This is a genomic window from Micromonospora kangleipakensis, assembly GCF_004217615.1.
GTDB classification, from domain to species: Bacteria; Actinomycetota; Actinomycetes; order Mycobacteriales; family Micromonosporaceae; genus Micromonospora; species Micromonospora kangleipakensis.
Map to the genome: position 1 here is coordinate 4,148,646 of NZ_SHLD01000001.1, position 16,578 is coordinate 4,165,223.

The window sequence follows — 16,578 nt, forward strand, 5'->3', positions numbered from 1 at the left end:
CCTTCTGTGGTTCTACGCGGTGGGGACCAGGACGACCTGGTCCGTTCCGGTCAGGGACGGCAGGCCGTCCCCACCCGGGTCGGTGTAGGACGCGACGAACACGGCGGTCAGGTTGTCGTTCGTCGGGTCGTGACCGGATGGCACGGTGGTCTGGATCGTGCCGGTGCAGCCGTTGGCGGTGGTCTGCGGGTGCCCGTGCGTGTCGTGGCCGAGGATGTAGGTGACACTGACCCGGGAGCAGTCCACCGGCTGGTCGTCGGTCACCCGTACCTCGAACTGCACGGTGTCGCCGAACGTGAAGGGCTGGCCCGCGACCGGCTTGGCCAGCTCCACCACGGGCTGGGCGTTGCCGACCACGACCCGGACCGATGCGGCGGCCGACAGTCCTCCTGGGTCGCTCACCTTGAGGGTGGCGTTGAAGAGGCCGTTCTCCTGGTACGTGAACGTCGGGTTCGCCGCGCGCGAGTCGACCTTGCCGTCATTGTCGAAGTCCCACGCGTACGACAGCCGGTCGCCGTCGTAGTCCGTGGTGCCAACGCTTTCGAACGTCACGGTCAGCGGCGCGAGCCCGTTGGTGGGCGTGGCCGAGACCTGGGGCACCGGGGCGTGGTTGCCCTTCCAGCCGGTGTAGTCGATCCGGGCCAGCTGCGCGTCCGGGTTCTCGCTGAAGAAGCCGTCACCGTACTCGAGCACGTAGAGCGCGCCGTCCGGGCCGAACTCCAGGTCCATCGGGTTGTCGAAGGTGAACGAGGGGAGCACCGGCTCAATCCCGCTCAGGCTGCCGCTGGCGTTCAGCCGGAAGCCCTTCACGTAGTCCCGGGTCCACTCGTGGAACAGCGGCATGCCGTCGTAGTACGCGGGCCAGGCCACCGGGGCGCGTCCCCGCGTCGTGGGAGAGACGAACCGGTACGCCGGTCCGGCCATCGGTCCGATGCCGCCGGTCCCCAGCTCGGGGAACTGCGCCGAGGGGCCGTAGCCGTACCACACGTCCGGCTGCGCCACCGGGGGAAGCTCCCGCAGCCCGGTGTTGTGTGGCGACTCGTTGACCGGCGCCGCGCAGTTGAACGACGCCCCGGACTGGCCGGTGGCGAAGTCGTAGTCGACGTACGGCAGTTCGGCGGTGGCGCAGTAGGGCCATCCGTAGTTGCCGGCCTTGCGGACGGCCGCCCACTTGCCGTGCCCGGCTGGCCCGCGCAGCGGATCGGCCTGGCCCGCGTCCGGCGAGTAGTCGGCGACGTACAGCTCGTCGGTCTGGCGGTTCAGCTCGATGCGGAACGGGTTGCGCAGGCCCATCAGGTAGATCTCGGGCCGGGTGCGGGCCGTGCCCGCCGGGAAGAGGTTCCCGTCCGGGATGGTGTACCCGCCGTTGGCGCCGACCTTGATGCGCAGGACCTTGCCGCGCAGGTCGTTCGTGTTGGCCGCGGTGCGCTGCGCGTCGTACGCCGGGTTGCGGCCGGGGCGCTCGTCGATGGGAGCGTAGCCGCCGGACTCGAACGGGTTGGTGTCGTCACCGGTGGACAGGTACAGGTTGCCCTTGGCGTCGAAGACGATGTCCCCACCGACGTGGCAGCAGATGCCCCGGTCGACCGGTACGTCGATGATCTGCTGCTCCGTGGACAGGTCCAGCTTGTCCTTGACCAGCCGGAACCGGGAGAGCCGGATCGCCCCCTTGAACTTCGCGAAGTCTTCCGCGGTGCCCCAGCCCGGCGCGTCGCCCTCGTTGACGTTCGGGGTCGACGGGTCGTCGACCGGGGTGTTCATCGGCGGCGAGTAGTACAGATAGACCCAGTTGTTACCGGCCTTGCCGAAGTTGGGATCGATCGCGACGTTCTGCAGGCCCTCTTCGTCGTGCCGGTAGACGTCCAACGTCGCGGCGACGGTGTTCCGGCCACTGGCCGGGTCGTGCAGCCAGACCTCGCCGGGGCGGGTCACGTGCAGCACCCGGCTGTCGGGCAGCACGGCGAGGTCCATCGGCTCGCCGGGGTGGTCGTTGAGGGTGACCTTCTGGAAGTCCGCCTCCGGGGGTGCGCTTGTCGTGCCTGGCTCGGCCATCGAGACGGTTGGCGTGGCGACAAGGGCGGTGGTCGTCAGGCCCGCTACGGCGAGCGCGAGTCGTCTCTTCATCTGCCTCTCCTTTCGCTGAGGACTGATCGGGGCAGGTTGGGGACGTTCGGCTTTCTCCTCCTCTGTGGGCGGTCCGGGCGTTCGGGCACTGCTGAGTCGCCCGTCGGGTGGGACGCGTCGACCGCGGCGCCGAGCAGCGCGGTCTGCGCGGTGCGCGGTCAGCTACGCAGGTTGCCGTTGGCGTCGCAGCTGCGCGCGACGGGCGAAGGATCTGGGAGGTGGGGGGTGGATGTTGAGTCAGGTGTTGACCGGCTGCCAGCGGTCGTTGTGCGCGCCGATGTCTCGCCAGGCCGTGACCTCCAGACGGGTGGGCCGTCCGAGGCCACCGTCGAGGGGCTAACCGCGTGTCGGTTTACCTCGACGAAACACATCGTCACCCGGGCGACGCTAACAAAACTAATGTCGATATGTCTATAGCTTTTACCGGACGAGAACTGACTTTCCTTCAGATTGACGAAAAGTTGCTGTCCATCCTGGTACAACGCCCCCGACCCGCTCCGAGACCTGCCGGCACAGGTCGCAGGTCATGGCCCTGCCACCCCGGTACAAGGTCTCGTCTTCGTGGTGGCGCGGCACAGCAAGCACGTCACCCTTGGCATCTCGGGAGCGCCGATCTACCGGATCCCGCCGGCCTGATGGAGGGCGCCAGCAAGGTGCACCGGCATATCAAGATCCATCAAGTCGGCGACGTGAACCAGCCGGAACTGCGGCAACTCATGGCTACCGCGCTGACACGGCAACGATGACATCTCGTGCATGGTGGGGCGGACCGGTGGGAACGCGTCACGAGTCGACCCGTTGGGAGTCGAAGAGAGACGCCACAGCAGCGGTGCGGTGTCCTGCGGCGTTGCGCAGCCGAGCGAGAAGCAGGGACTCAGCTATTTCCTCCAGGGTCGCGGCGATGACGTCCAGGTCCGCCCGACGCAAGGAGGGGACTTTGCGTGCCAGCCGCCGCAGTTCGGCATCGATGACGGTACGGCTGTGGTGGTGTACCTGGGCAACGAGATCCGACTTGGGATCGTCCGGGCACCGGGCGGCGTGTCGAGCAGGGCACGGTGGATCAGTGCCCATGGCGTGGACTCCTGCCCGTTCCGCCCGGGTGGGAGGTGTGCGAGCCGCCGAATGGCGTGGTGACCCCGTCATAGTGGAGTTGCAGCATCATCCCCTGATGTGCGTGGGGCAGATTGTGACAATGGTTCATCCAGATCCCGGGGTTCGTGGCCGCGATTGCCACCTCCCACACCTGCCCGGGACGGACATCGAACGTGTCCATCCACAGCGGGCTGCCGGATGACGGCTTACCGTCCCTGGACACGATCAGCACGGGATGGCCGTGCAGATGCCAGGGGTGAGTCTCCAGGCTCCGGTTGACCACGGTGAACCGGACGATGTCGCCTTTGGCGACGAGCTGATCCGGGATCGACGGGTGGCCACGACCGTTGACCGTCTGCGCATACGCCGGCGCACCGTCGACCATGGCCACCGCGCGGTCCAGGACGATCGTGAAGTGCCGGTCGGCTTTGCTGGCATCGAACGGCGCCACGGCCGGCTCTCCGTAATGCAGAAGGTCGAGCTCCGGCCAGCCGGAGGTGTCCTCGACGGCCGGATCCTCACCGGCGGCGGCGCCATCCGGACGCAGCCGCACGCCGCCGTCGTGATCGTTGTCGAGAACGAGCGCCACCGCGGTGTCTGGCATGGCGAAGACCAGGTCGTACCGTCCGCCCGCGGGCAGGCGAAGTCCCACCTCACGGACCTCGCCAGGTTGGTTGAGATCCCGGCCGTCGACGGCCGTCACCCGGAAGGGCGTGCCGGCCAGCGCGAGCCGGTGTGGATCTGAGTCGGTGTTGATCAACCGCAACCGCACGGGCGTACCGGCCGGCGTGGTGTGTTCGGTACGCCCGTCCTGACCGGCGATCACCACGGTGCCGTCGAATGTGTGCACCGGCAGAGTCAGATCCAGCTGCTTTGCGGTAGCGGCTTCGTCCGCCTGCTGCGTGTCGCGTGGTGTCACGACGAGGGTCCCGTACAGCCCCTTGCGCACTCCGCGGTGCGAGGCCTGGTGGGTGTGATACCAGTAGGTCCCCACCTGGTCGGCGCGAAAGTGGTAGACGAACTCCTCGCCCGGTGCCACCACGTCCTGGGTCACGCCCGGTGCGCCGTCTTCACCGCACGGCACGTCGTAGCCGTGCCAGTGCAGGGTCACTCCGTCGTCGATGTCGGTGTTGCGCAGCGTCACCTCGATCAGATCGCCCACGGTGACGGTGATCGGCGGACCGGGTACCTGGCCGTTGTAGGTCCATGCCTGGATCTCACGTCCGGACGGGAGCCGGACGGTGGCGGTCTGCGCGGTGAGTGCGTACTGCCGCCTCGTGCCGCCCGGTGCCGGTGCGCCGGCCCCCCGCAGGTCGGCCACCGACACGGCCGCTCCAGAGCTGGACGACCGACCGGGACCGCCTCCGGTGGCGACGGATTCAGCCGGCATGAACAACAGGCCTACGCCGGTTGTGCCGGTACTCGCCACGACTGCTCCACCAGCCAAGCTGATGAACCGGCGGCGCGAGAACCCGGGCTCTCCGTCCGGTGCCTGTATGGGCGCGATGTCGGCGTCGCCGGTGGTGTCGGCCGGCGTCGCTGCGACGCGCGCGGTCAGCAGTGCGGCCGCGCAGACGAGCGAGCCGGCGATCAATGCGGTGCTCCAGGTCAGGGGGTACCCGGCCAGGAAGGTCACCACGAGCCCGGCCAGGGCCGCGTACCCGGCGGTGAGCAGCAAGACCACGCTGCTCGCCGGCATCCCGTCGCCCCACGCCCGGCTGGCGAGTATCCCGGCTTCGGGCGCGCGCCTCGCCGCCGCGAGCAGCCGCGGGCCGGCGATCAGGACGGCGGCCAACCCGGCGGCTCCCAGCATCGGCAGGCCAAGCAACACCTTCTCCTGCACGAACCACCAGCCCCGACCGGCCAGCATCGCCACCGTGGTCACCCGGGCAAGGGTTACCAGCACAGCCGCAGCGAGGAGGCCGAGCGCCAGCCGGGCGCGCCGGAAGGCCACAGCGACGCCGGCCGTGAGCCATGCGGCGACGCTCAGCAGCGCGACCGCATGGTCCACGATGATCAACTGACCCGTTGTCATGACGCCGGCTGAGCCGATCCGGTTGCTGGTCCGGGCATACCCGCGTCGCCGCCCGCGCCGGTCGGTCGATCGGTCACCACGGACCTCGGCAGCGCTCGCGCCTGCCGGACAATCATCCCGACCACGGCCATGATGACCAGACCGTTGACCGCGTGCAGACCGAAGACGAGCTGGCCAACCGTCGCGCTGTCCCCGTCGCCGAACGCCTTGGCGAGTTGCGCGATGACAACCTGGACCACGGTCAGTCCAGCGACCAGACCGGCCATCCCGACCAGTCGCCCTGGCATCCGGGCGAGCGCGGCGACGATTGCCATCAGGACGGGCAAGAGGAAGATCACGTACCCCAGCGCGCGATGCGGCCGGAAGGACTCGTCGTTGGGCGCGGTGCTGAACGCGCCGCTCCCGGCAAAGTAGAACTGTGCTACGACGACCAGCACCAGCAGGGTCGCAAGGCCGACGAATACTTTTCGCAAAGTAGGCTCCTTCAGGTTGGTTGAGTCACGAGATGTGATTCGCGCGTCGTCGCCCCGTGGACGACGGCTCGTGGCCGACTGTGACAGCTGGCCGTCGTACGGGCGGGCCGCTGCCCGGGGATTGCCGGTAGCCGCCGTCTGCCTCACCGGGACGGGACCGGTTCCGCGTCAGCGATGGGGCGCAGGAACGTCTCGGGTGCTCCTTCGACGTGCAGCTGGGGCAAGTGCCGCTCCATGACGCGCGGAAGCCACCAGTTGCTGCGGCCGAGCAGGTGCATGACCGCCGGCACGAGCAGCATCCGGATAATGGTCGCGTCCACCAGGATGGCCGCGACCATGCCCAGCCCGAAGACCTTGATGAAGACCTGGTCACTCGGGACGATCGCCGCGAAGACAACGATCATGATGGCCGCGGCGGCGGTGATCACCCGTCCGGTGCTGGCCAGTCCGGTGACGATGGCCCGGCTGTTGTCCTGGGTACGCACCCACGACTCTCGCACCCGGCTGATCAGGAAGACCTCGTAGTCCATGGAGAGGCCGAACAACAGCGCGAACATGATGACCGGGACGAACGCGGCCATCGGGGTGGCCGTGTCGATGCCGACCAGCCTGCCGGCCCAGCCGCCGTCGAGGAAGAAGGCCACCACCCCGTACGCCGCCGCCACCGACAGCAGATTCATCACGGCAGCCGTGACCGCGATGACGACGCTGCGGAACGCCACCAGCAAGAGGAGCATCGACACGACGACGACGCCACCGATGAGCAGCGCGAGCCGGTTGGCGATCAATGCGTTGAGGTCGATCGCCACCGCGGTTGCGCCGCCGACGTGTACTTCTGTGCTGGTGCCCTTGGTCGCGGCCGGGATCACGTCGTCGCGCAGGGTCTGGACGAGGTCTTCGGTGGCGGCCTCCTGCGGTCCGGTGGTGGGCACGACGGTGATCAGCGCCGTATCACCGGCAGGATTGAACCGTGGCGGCGATACCGCTGCGACTCCCGCCGTGCGGCCGAGCTCGGCCTGTAGCCGCTGGAGGGCCGCGTCGCCGTCGGCTGGCGACACCTCCGCCTCGACAAGCAACGGCCCGTTCTCGCCGGGGCCGAATCCCTCGGCCAGCATGTCGTATGCCTGCCGATTCGACGTGTCCTCGGGGTCGTTGCCCGCGTCGGGGAGACCGAAGCGGACGCCGAGGAACGGCGCGGCCAGCACCAGCAGCAGAGCGACACTCGTCACGATGGCGAGCACGTTGTGTCGCTGCACCAGCCTGCTCCAGCGCGCCCAGCCGGCCGCTGGCACCAGGTGGCCGTCGGCGGAGATCCGGGCGGCACGACGCCGTCCCAGCGGCACCCGGAGCCGGTCGATGCGCCGCCCCAGGTAGCCCAGCAACGCGGGAAACAGTGTGATGGCGGCGACCATCACGACCAGGGTCGCCACCATGGTGACGACGGCGGTGCCGTTCATGATGGACAGGCCCACCACGAACAGCCCTGACATGCTTACCATGACCGTGCCACCGGCCACGAGGACCGCCCGGCCGGCGGTGTCGAGCGTCGCTACGGTCGCCGCTTCGGGGTCGAGTCCCACCGCCCGCCATTCGCGGAACCGGGTCACCAGCAGCAGCGCGTAGTCGATGCCCAGGGCGATGCCCAGCGTCATGCCGATGATGGGCGCGAAGTCGGGCACGTCCACCACGGCCGCCACGATGCCGACCAGGCTGGCGCTCACCGCCAGCGCACCGATCGCCATGGCCAGTGGCAGCCCGGCCGCCACCACCGACCCGAACATGATCAGCAGGATCGCCGCGGCCGCGAGCAGCCCGATCAGCTCGGATCCCGACTGGGTCGCCTCGGCGAGTTGCACGGCCCGTCCACCGAGCGCGATCTCCAGCCCGTCGCGCTCGGCCGCCTCGGCGGCGGCCAGCAGCCGTTCGGTGTCTCCGACCGGCATGTCGTTGGGGTTGGTGACATCGAGATAGACGCGCGCGGCGAGCGTGCGGCCGTTCGGCGCGACGGAGCCTTTGGCGGAGTACGGATCCTCGACCGACGCTACGTGCGGTATGCGTCCCAGCTCACCGAGCAGCGCGCTGACGCCACGTTGCACCTCGGCGCTGGTGACGTCGTCCGCGCGCACCACCACCCTCACCGTGTCGCCGGACTGGGCCGGGAACCGCTCTCCCAGCAGGCGCTGTGCCTGCTCGGAATCCGAGCCCGGCGCGGAGGAGCCGTTTGCGAACTCGCCCCCGAAAGCCGCCGACAGCCCGAAAGCGATGACGAGGCCCACGGCCCAGGCGATCAGCACTCTTCCCCGCCGGCGAAAGGCCAGGCCCCCGAGTCTGCCCAGCGGTCCCGGCCGCGGTGCGTCGGGTGAGCGTTGGCGATTGTCGCGCGCGGACGCCGCATCAGTCATTGGGACTGTCATTGGTTGAGTCACGGAAGCGATCGTCGCGTCGCCGACCCGGGCGCGTCCTCGGGCAGCGGATGGCAGCTCTTACGCAGTTGCGCGTAGGGCGCCCGTAGCTGTCTTACGCAGTTCTGCGTAGGCAGCCCGTGCCTGGTCGCGCTCGTCGTCGTAGCCGGTCGCTCTCCTGGCCGGAGCCGGTCGCCCGCGCGCGGCCACTATCATCGCGGCATGAAACGCCGAGCGGCGCCGTTCCGCCTGCCTGTCCTGGCGCAGGACGTCCTGCTCGCACTCTTCGTCGCCGTGATGCAGGTTCAGGGCACCGTCGCGAAACCTTCAGAGGTGGGGTCCCGGCCGCTGTCCGACCTCGGGCACCTGGGGTACGTCCTGCTGATCGTGAGTGGCCTGGTGCTGGCCGTGCGTCGCCGCTGGCCGGTGCCGGTGTTCGTCACGGCCGCGCTCGCCAGCCTGTTGTACTACAGCTTCGACTTTTCGGACGGGCCCGGCTGGCTCGGGCTCTTCGTCGCTCTGTACACGCTGACCGCCTACGGCGATGGGCGCCGGTCGCTGCTGACAGCCGGCGTGGGTATCACCGTGCTGACCATCGGCTGGCTGGTCGCGGCGGCCGACATCGAACCGCGGGAGGCCATCGGATGGGTGTTCTTCCGGATCGGGGCGTCGGTGATGAGCGCCGCCCTTGGCGAGTCCGTCCGATCCCGGCGGTTCATCGCAGCCGAAGCGCAGGAGCGTGCTGAACGGGCTGAACGGACCCGGGAGGAGGAAGCGCGTTCGCGGGTCGACGCCGAGCGGCTCCGGATCGCGCGTGAGGTCCACGACACCGTCGCTCACGCCATCGCGATCATCAACGTCCAGGCCGGTGTCACCGCGCACGTGCTCGACAAGCGGCCGGAACGGGTGCGCGAGACACTGGTAGCCATCGAGCAGACGAGCTCCCAAGCGTTGCGGGAAATGCGGGCCATCCTCGGGGTGCTTCGTGATTCCCACGACGGGCGAGTGCCGCACCCGGGCCTGGGACAGATCGACGAACTCACCGTGAAGGCACGCGATGCCGGACTCGACATCAAACTCGAGGCAACGTCGCCAACGGCGCCGCCGCCGAGCGCGGTGGACAGCACAGCCTACCGAATCTTGCAGGAGTCGATCACCAACGTGATCCGCCACGTCGGCCCGACCCGGGTGACGGTAGCGCTGAACTATGGAATCGATGTCTTGGAGATCCGTGTGATCGATGAGGGTCGCCGGCACGCACCAGGTGATGACGCCCCGGGCCCGCACGTATCAGCCAAGCATCCGACCAGCAACGGCACCGGCAGCTCATTCGAGCTGGGCCGCGGGATCCTCGGAATGCGCGAGCGCTGTCAGCTACTGGGCGGAGAGTTGGTGGCCGGGGCCCTGCCGGGCGGCGGGTTTGAAGTCAGGGCACGACTGCCCCTGGCGCCGACCGGAACGGCGCACCTATGACCGCAGCAGCCGCGTCGTCGCCTGGCAGCGCTCCGATCAAGGTTCTGCTCGCCGACGACGAGCGTCTTGTGCGATCCGGCTTCAAGGTTCTGCTCGACCTCGAAGACGACATCACGGTGGTGGGGGAAGCTACCAACGGTGCCGAGGCCGTGGAACGAGCCCGTGCCACCCGGCCCGACGTCGTGCTCATGGACATCCGCATGCCGAAGGTGGACGGGATCCAGGCCACCAGCCAGATCGCCAAGACGCCCGGACTTCAACAGGTCCGAGTCCTGATCCTCACCACCTACGACACCGATGCGTACGTCTTCGCTGGACTGCAGGCCGGCGCCAGCGGCTTCCTGCTCAAAGACGCCGGACCGGCCGAGCTCCTTCACGCCATCCGAGTCGTCGCCGCCGGAGACGCGTTGCTCGCGCCGAGGATCACCCGGCGCCTCATCGCTCAGTTCACCGCCGAACGGATCGCCACCCAGGCAGGGCAGAACCGACTGGCTGTGCTGACGCAGCGCGAGCGGGAAGTGCTAGCTCTGGTGGGACAGGGCCTGAGCAACGACGAGATCGGCGCCGAGCTGTTCCTCAGCCCGGCGACCGCCCGCACCCACGTCAGCCACGCAATGGGGAAACTGGGTGCGCGCGACCGCGCGCAACTGGTCGTCATCGCCTATCAGACAGGGCTGGTCAGCCCGTAGAATCCGCGCTGTCTCTTAATCCGCTGATCTGACGCGCTGCCTGAGTTGCCAGGCGAGTAGCCAAGATGGCGGACTAGACCGGATGACGGCGAACAGTATCGGCAGGAGGGACCAGGCGCAGGGCAGCCAAGCTCTCGGTCCTCGGCTTGGACGGCTCCCAGATTCCCGCACTGACTGCCCCGAAGTTACGCGCAGTAGTTTCGGACACGCGCTTAGTCCATGCGAGGCAGCTTCACCTTGCTTAGGTCGTAGGATGGGCGTCGCGCCGCACGCTCCGCCTCCGCTCGCGCCTCCCGCCGATCTTTGAACACCCGGTACAGGTCATAGACGCTGGCGAAGGGTCCGAGCACGCCCACGGCAACGAACCAGATTGCTGCTTTGTATTCCCCTTCGATGGGGTTCACCCAGAGCAGTAGGGCGCCTACGCCAGCGGCGGACGCTGCGGTCCGGGTCCGACCCGTGGGCGGTGCCAGGACAGTAGGCGGTGATTGCTTACAACCGGCTTAAGGCTGGATGGTCGCCGGGCCAATTTCGGGCACCCCGGCGGAGGAGTGCATGGCCCGCCGGACCGTCGTCCGACTCAGGCCGTACTCCTGAGCCAGCCGCAGCTCGCTCGGCGACGACTGACCTACGCTGACCGTCGGCGCGGCACGTCACCCGGTCGGGTGGGTGTGCGGAGTCGTTGAGCGGGAATGTCGCTCGCCCCGCGAGGCCCGCGGGGTGAGGAGCCGCAACCGTGACCACCGTCCGCCCCGCAGTCGGGCGTCCGATCGAGGCCGGAGCCGTCGTCGACGCCGGAGGCGCCGCGACCGTCGGCGCCGATCCAGACCTTCCGGCCCGTGCCACCCGCGCGGCCGGCCTCTGCGCGACCGCGTTGAGCATGCTGCTGTTCGGCGTCCTGCATGTGACCGCCCACCGCGTCCACCCGGTACGGGACACCCTGAGCGACTACGCGCTGACCCGCGACGGGCGGCTCTTCGGCGCGGCCGTGCTCGCTTTGGCCGCCGGGTCCGCACTGCTTCTAGCCCCGTTCGCCGGACCGGCGGCGCGGCGCATCGGGCGGCTGCGGGCCCTCGCCGCCCGGGTCGCTTTCGGCGCGTGGTGCCTGGGCCTGACCGTGCTGGTCGCGTTCCCCCGCGACCCGGTCGGCGCGCCGGCCACTGTCGCCGGCGACATCCACCGGTTGGCCGCGGTCGCCGCCTTGTGCGGGCTGCCGGTCGGCGCGCTGCTGACCGCCGTCCGGCACCCGGGGCGCTGCGCCGGCGCGGTGCTCGTGGCCTCGGCGGGCTGCCTGCTGGCCCTGGTCCCCTTCGTGGCCGCGTACCTGGTCGCCTCGCCGCTGCGCCCGGCGGTGGGGCTGATCGAACGCGCGGTCAGCCTCGGCGAGGTGGTCGTGCTGCTGCTCACCGCGCGCCTCTGCCGGGCCGGCGGCGAGCCGTTCCGGGTGCCTCGCCGGACGCCGACGGCGGACCCTAGAGCGGCTCGACACCCTCGGAAGCCGAGTCAGGACCACTTCACAGAGACTCACCGCTCTTGATCTCGCCACGGGACGTGACCGGGTCATCGGCTAGGGCCGACGCCAAGCGCGTCAGACGACGCCTGCACCCCGGAGGATCGACGGCAAGACCGGCTCGGCGGCCGATCTGAGGGGTCACGGTGAGATGCGGACCTCGACCGAGCTGATGAACCACCGGAAGTCGGACGTGCTGTGGATGGACACGTCGTTCGTGCCGCTCAAGTCGAACGAGCGCGTCCCGACGCACACGATCACGGACTGACCTGCAGGCACCGGGCCTGCGCTGAACAACTGGGCGAAGTAGTGGGCGCCGCGGGTCAACTTCTCCTGCAGGAAGCTCTCGTCGTCGTCGGTCTTCTCGTCGAAGGCCGACATCTCGGCATACGAGGGCTCGGACACGTTGGGATGCAGGACGTCGAGCATCAGGAAGTTTCGCTGGCCTGTGCTGGAGTTCGACCATCCCCATTCGTCGGTCGTGTCCAAGCGGTGTGTTGCCTGGACGCATTGCGCGTCGATGAGGACCTCGACGAGGCCGGTCGTCGGCGGCACGAAGGCGAACGCCACCGCGCTGAAGCCGTCGCCGGAGGCATAGTCGAAGTCGCCGGCGTCGCCGTCGTCCATGGTGATGGAGATGCCCACGTCTCCGACGGACGGGTTCAGCGTATGAAGGCGATCAACGACGAAGTTGTCGTTGTGCACCGGGACGAACCCGAAGTTGAACCCGAAGAACGGCGGCCGGAAGACCTCCCACCGGTGCGGGTCCTGGCTGTCGTCCGGTTCGAAGACTCCCCAGGGAAGGGCACGATCGTGGAAAGGAGACAGGCTCAGCCATTTGTCGAGGTTGTTCGAGAGGTGGAACCCGGGGCTGATGTTGTCGTCGGTCGTGAAGACGTTGGCAATGGCCTGGTGGTAGTCCGTCGCTATCGCGACGATCGCCTCACGCTGGACGTCTCGACTTCGCAGGAAGGCATCGGCTTTCTGCTTCCGGGCTTTGTTCAGCTTGTCGTAGCTTGCGGTCAACCCGTTGGGCGGCTGAAGCAGGTCACGGACGGTCGTCCGCTCCTGCTGCATCAGTTCCCTCAGGTCAGCCCAGTTGTCGTCGCCTAGCAGGCGTCGCAATCGGCGGCTCGCATCGGCCGACAGCTTTGCGGCTTTGCTGCTGCGCTTTCTGGTGATCGTCCGGAGTCGCTGCTCTCGCTCCTCCGCTGCCGCATCCGCCGATCGCTGGGCTGCCAGGGGGAACTGGCGAAAATTCCGAACCGCCTTACAGGTGCTGACCACGGGAACCACCCCATTAGAGCCTCCCTACATGCTGCTGCACGTCGCTCTGGGTAGCCATACGGGTTGTGCCATGTTTGCAACGCCACATCTACTACCAAATGGCGCCAACCAGCCTCTCCCGGTCGTCGCGCAGCGCCGATACGCCGCTACGAGCATGCCGCGCCCGGCGACCTGGTCCACGTCGTCAGGTCCGATCAGCAACCATCACCCGGCTATGGCCCAGCGACCTGGAGTGGCGGATCGGTGTGGCCAGCGCCCGCGCCGTGTCGAGCAGGTTTTCGTCCCGGCTTACGGCGTAGCCGTGCCGGGCGAGCAAGGCGGTCATGGCGGCGGGCGTCCAGGTCGAGCGCCACGGCTCGTTCGCCCAGACGCTCGACCGGCCGGTGGACGCCATCAGCAGCCGTGCCAGAACGCGGCCCAGCTTCGTGGATGTTGCGGGCATCTGGAAGTTGACGATGAGGCGGCTGTTCGGCGCGGAGCAGGCGGCGAGCGCGGTGACCGTGGCGGCCACCTCTGCTCTGGTCAGGTACGGCACGACGCCCTCCCAGATCCAGGTCGTGGCAAGGTCGGCGCGGTGCCCGAAGGCCGTCAGCGCCTCGGCCAGCCGGTCGCGGCCGAAGTCCACCGGAACGAACCTCGGCGGGGTGCCGGACAGACCCGCGGCGCGCTCGCGCTTGTCCTGCTGGGTGGCCGGCTGGTCGACCTCAAAGACCGTCACACCGGCGAGTTCTGGCATCCGCCAGGCGCGGCCGTCCAGCCCGGCGCCGAGAATCACCAGCTGGGGGCTGGGGTGGGCGCGTACGGCGTCGTCGATGGCGACGGTACGGGGCACGATCAGCTCGGCGCTCGCGCGTACCGTCTCGTAGTCGATGCGCTGCTGCCACTGTCGGGGTGCAACACCGTCGCGTACCCACTGGACGGCCTCCCGCTCGTCTGGACGCAGCAGGGGCATGGCTGTCGGATCCGCGAATCGGCGGGGAGCGATCAGCCCGTCCGCGGCGGCGCGACCCTGGCACACGAGTACCGCGGTGCGGCTCGCCTGCCGGGTTCTCGACATCGCTTCCCTCTCTCCGCTGGGACGTCGGCTCTGCGGTTGACGTTAGCCTCGGCGGTGGTCGGGCACGGCTGACATTTGTCACGGCAGGATGGCCTGCCGATATCCCGAAAGGCTGGTGGGCTGAACGCCCTCTCATCGGTGGATGAGCGACTCGCGAGGCGCTGCTGTCGGTGCTGCCCGAGGCGGTGGGCCGCACCCCGATCATCCTGCGCGGCGAGGCACCCGACCCCAGCCGGGTGCCCGTCGGTTGCCGGTTCCATCCGCACTGCCCGGCCCTGGCCGACGGCACGGCGGCGCGCGCCGGGGTGGCCGACCGGTGCGGTGCACGAGGGGGGTCCTAGCTGCTGGCGTCTCGAGGCGCTGTAGCGTCCATTTAGGAGCTACGGTGGTTGTGTGAGCCTGAAGGAGTGGGCGGCGTCCCAGGGCATCGCGTATGTGACCGCGCGGCGGCAGTACGTGGCCGGGGCGCTGCCTGTTCCCACCTACCGGCTCGGGCGGCTCATCATGGTCGGCGAGCCGCTGGCTGCCGCGATGCCGGACGCCGGTCAGGTTGTGGTGTACGCCCGGGTGTCGTCGGCCGACCAGCGCGTCGACTTGGACCGGCAGGTCGCCCGGGTCACCGCCTGGGCCACCGGCCGGCACCTCGCCGTCGCGGGTGGTGACCGAGGTTGGCTCCGCGCTCAACGGCCACCGCAAGAAGTCCTCGCGCTGCTGCGCGACCCGGCCGTGACCCCGGCCGTGACCACGATCGTGGTGGAGCACCGCGACCGGTTCGCCCGCTTCGGCGCCGAGTACGTCGAAGCCGCGCTGGCTGCGCAGGGCCGCCGCCTGCTCGTGGTGGACCGGGCCGAGGTCGACGACGGCCTGGTGGGTGACGTCACCGAGATCCTGACCTCGCTGTGCTCCCGCCTCTACGGCCGCCGCGCGGCGGCCAACCGCGCACGCCGTGGCGTCGAAGCCGCCACCTGGGACGGCCCGGCGTGAAGACGATCCAGGCATACCGGTTCGCCCTCGACCTGACCCCCGCACAGGAACGGGCCGTGCTTGCACATGCGGGCGCGGCCCGGGTGGCGCACAACTGGGCGCTGGCCCGCGTCAAGGCCGTCATGGACCAGCGTGCCGCCGAACGCACCTACGGCGTGCCCGACGATCAGCTCACCCCGTCGCTCGGCTGGACACTGCCCGCGCTGCGCAAGGCGTGGAACAGCGTAAAGCGCGAGGTCGCGCCGTGGTGGCCCGAATGCTCCAAGGAAGCGTTCAACACCGGCCTGGACGCAATCGCCCTGGCGCTGAAGAACTGGTCTGACTCCCGTGCGGGGAAACGGGCCGGCCGGCCAGTCGGGTTCCCCCGGTTCAAGTCCCGCCGCCGCACGACACCGTCCGTGCGGTTCACCACTGGCACCATCCGCGTCGAGCCCGACCGCATACACGTCACGCTGCCGAGGCTGGGCCGGCTGAAGTTACACGAGTCCGCCCGTAAACTCGCCCGCCGACTCGACGCCGGCACCGCCCGCATCCTGTCCGCGACGGTGCGCCGCAACGGCGGCCGCTGGCATGTCGCGTTCTGCACCGAGGTCGAGCGCGCCGAGTGCCACCCGGCCCGCCCGCACGCGACCGTGGGCGTGGACGTTGGCATCAAGCACCTGGCCGTGCTGTCCACCGGCGAACTCGTACCCAACCCGCGCCACCTGGACACCGCCTCCCGGCGGATGCGCCGGCTCGCCCGGCGGCTGTCCCGCCGGGTCGGTCCCGACCGGCGCACCGGGCAGCAGCCGTCGAACCGGTGGCGGCACGCCCAGACCCAGCTCGCCCGGGCGCACGCCAGGGTCGCGAACCTGCGCCGAGACGGTCTGCACCAACTCACCACCCGCCTCACGGCCGCCTACGGCACGGTCGTGGTCGAAGACCTCAACGTGGCCGGGATGCTGCGCAACCGGCGCCTGGCCCGCCACATCGCCGACGCCGGGCTCGCCGAACTACACCGCCAGCTCGGCTACAAAACCGGCTGGAACGGCGGGCGGCTGCTCACAGCCGACCGCTGGTACCCGTCCTCGAAGACCTGCTCAGGCTGCGGCACGGTGAAAGCCAAGCTGGCCCTGTCCGAGCGTGAATACCAGTGCGAAGCCTGCGGCTTGGCCCTGGACCGCGACCTCAACGCCGCACGCAATCTCGCCGCACTCGCGGCGCAGATCGACACCGCCGGGAGTGGCCCGGCGCCAGGACGTGGAGCCGACCGTGAGACCCGCCTCGGCGGGCAGGTGGCTGTGAAGCGTCAACCCGGCACAGCCACCGCTGGTCAGACCGGGACCGTCCCACCGCAAGGCGGGACTACCGATCACACGCTCGCTAGAGCGCACTGAAAGGTAACGGCTACCACCTGCCCACCCTGGGCGCGCTGACCGTGGCCACGTTGCGCGGCCTGATTGACAGGTGACG

General features: G+C 69.3%; 12 protein-coding genes. 5 read left to right on the forward strand and 7 right to left on the reverse strand.

The window, feature by feature from the left end:
- Positions 1-12 precede the first annotated feature (12 nt).
- The 4 genes from EV384_RS19905 to EV384_RS19920 form a co-directional block, all read right to left on the reverse strand.
- Positions 13-2,124, reverse strand: coding sequence for a PQQ-dependent sugar dehydrogenase (locus EV384_RS19905; protein ID WP_130335476.1), 2,112 nt, complete (start codon positions 2,122-2,124; stop codon positions 13-15).
- A 1,060-nt stretch (positions 2,125-3,184) separates the two neighbouring features.
- A complete protein-coding gene (locus tag EV384_RS19910; RefSeq protein WP_242624507.1) occupies positions 3,185-5,227 on the reverse strand; it encodes a multicopper oxidase family protein in 2,043 nt (680 codons plus the stop codon).
- Positions 5,228-5,247: 20 nt separating this feature from the next.
- Positions 5,248-5,688: a DUF6220 domain-containing protein gene (locus EV384_RS19915; protein WP_207232382.1), complete on the reverse strand. Its 441-nt coding sequence runs from the start codon at positions 5,686-5,688 to the stop codon at positions 5,248-5,250.
- Between the two features lie 179 nt (positions 5,689-5,867).
- Positions 5,868-8,126 (reverse strand): MMPL family transporter, encoded by a 2,259-nt coding sequence (locus tag EV384_RS19920; protein WP_165439993.1) that lies wholly within the window; start codon positions 8,124-8,126, stop codon positions 5,868-5,870.
- 222 nt (positions 8,127-8,348) lie between these two features.
- Between EV384_RS19920 and EV384_RS19925 the strand changes: the two genes are divergently transcribed.
- Both EV384_RS19925 and EV384_RS19930 read left to right on the forward strand, forming a co-directional pair.
- Positions 8,349-9,599, forward strand: coding sequence for a sensor histidine kinase (locus EV384_RS19925; protein ID WP_130335482.1), 1,251 nt, complete (start codon positions 8,349-8,351; stop codon positions 9,597-9,599).
- Positions 9,596-10,288: a response regulator transcription factor gene (locus EV384_RS19930; RefSeq protein ID WP_130335484.1), complete on the forward strand. Its 693-nt coding sequence runs from the start codon at positions 9,596-9,598 to the stop codon at positions 10,286-10,288. Before EV384_RS19925 ends, EV384_RS19930 begins: the two co-directional genes overlap by 4 nt.
- 212 nt (positions 10,289-10,500) lie before the next feature.
- On the opposite strand, the gene EV384_RS19935 is transcribed toward EV384_RS19930, so the two are convergent.
- Positions 10,501-10,692, reverse strand: coding sequence for a hypothetical protein (locus tag EV384_RS19935; protein ID WP_130335486.1), 192 nt, complete (start codon positions 10,690-10,692; stop codon positions 10,501-10,503).
- A 332-nt stretch (positions 10,693-11,024) separates the two neighbouring features.
- Here EV384_RS19935 and EV384_RS19945 point away from each other — a divergent pair, with 332 nt between their 5' ends.
- Complete coding sequence (locus tag EV384_RS19945; RefSeq protein ID WP_130335488.1) at positions 11,025-11,825, forward strand: DUF998 domain-containing protein; 801 nt, start codon at positions 11,025-11,027, stop codon at positions 11,823-11,825.
- Positions 11,826-11,939: 114 nt separating this feature from the next.
- On the opposite strand, the gene EV384_RS19950 is transcribed toward EV384_RS19945, so the two are convergent.
- Together EV384_RS19950 and EV384_RS19955 are read right to left on the reverse strand one after the other, a co-directional pair.
- Positions 11,940-13,094 (reverse strand): hypothetical protein, encoded by a 1,155-nt coding sequence (locus tag EV384_RS19950; protein ID WP_130335491.1) that lies wholly within the window; start codon positions 13,092-13,094, stop codon positions 11,940-11,942.
- 175 nt (positions 13,095-13,269) lie between these two features.
- Complete coding sequence (locus EV384_RS19955; RefSeq protein ID WP_130335493.1) at positions 13,270-14,142, reverse strand: class I SAM-dependent methyltransferase; 873 nt, start codon at positions 14,140-14,142, stop codon at positions 13,270-13,272.
- 393 nt (positions 14,143-14,535) lie between these two features.
- On the opposite strand from EV384_RS19955, the gene EV384_RS19965 reads away from it, so the two are divergent.
- Both EV384_RS19965 and tnpB read left to right on the forward strand, forming a co-directional pair.
- Positions 14,536-15,126, forward strand: coding sequence for an IS607 family transposase (locus EV384_RS19965; RefSeq protein ID WP_130335495.1), 591 nt, complete (start codon positions 14,536-14,538; stop codon positions 15,124-15,126).
- Complete coding sequence (tnpB, locus tag EV384_RS19970; RefSeq protein ID WP_130335497.1) at positions 15,123-16,502, forward strand: IS607 family element RNA-guided endonuclease TnpB; 1,380 nt, start codon at positions 15,123-15,125, stop codon at positions 16,500-16,502. Before EV384_RS19965 ends, tnpB begins: the two co-directional genes overlap by 4 nt.
- The last annotated feature ends 76 nt before the right edge of the window (positions 16,503-16,578 follow it).

Bases quoted from the DNA above. Each gene is read 5' to 3' on its own strand.
- EV384_RS19905 (WP_130335476.1), bottom strand. From the start codon at position 2,124: ATGAAGAGACGACTCGCGCTCGCCGTAGCGGGCCTGACGACCACCGCC.
- EV384_RS19920 (WP_165439993.1), bottom strand. From the start codon at position 8,126: ATGACTGATGCGGCGTCCGCGCGCGACAATCGCCAACGCTCACCCGAC.
- EV384_RS19925 (WP_130335482.1), top strand. From the start codon at position 8,349: ATGAAACGCCGAGCGGCGCCGTTCCGCCTGCCTGTCCTGGCGCAGGAC.
- EV384_RS19930 (WP_130335484.1), top strand. From the start codon at position 9,596: ATGACCGCAGCAGCCGCGTCGTCGCCTGGCAGCGCTCCGATCAAGGTT.
- EV384_RS19955 (WP_130335493.1), bottom strand. From the start codon at position 14,142: ATGTCGAGAACCCGGCAGGCGAGCCGCACCGCGGTACTCGTGTGCCAG.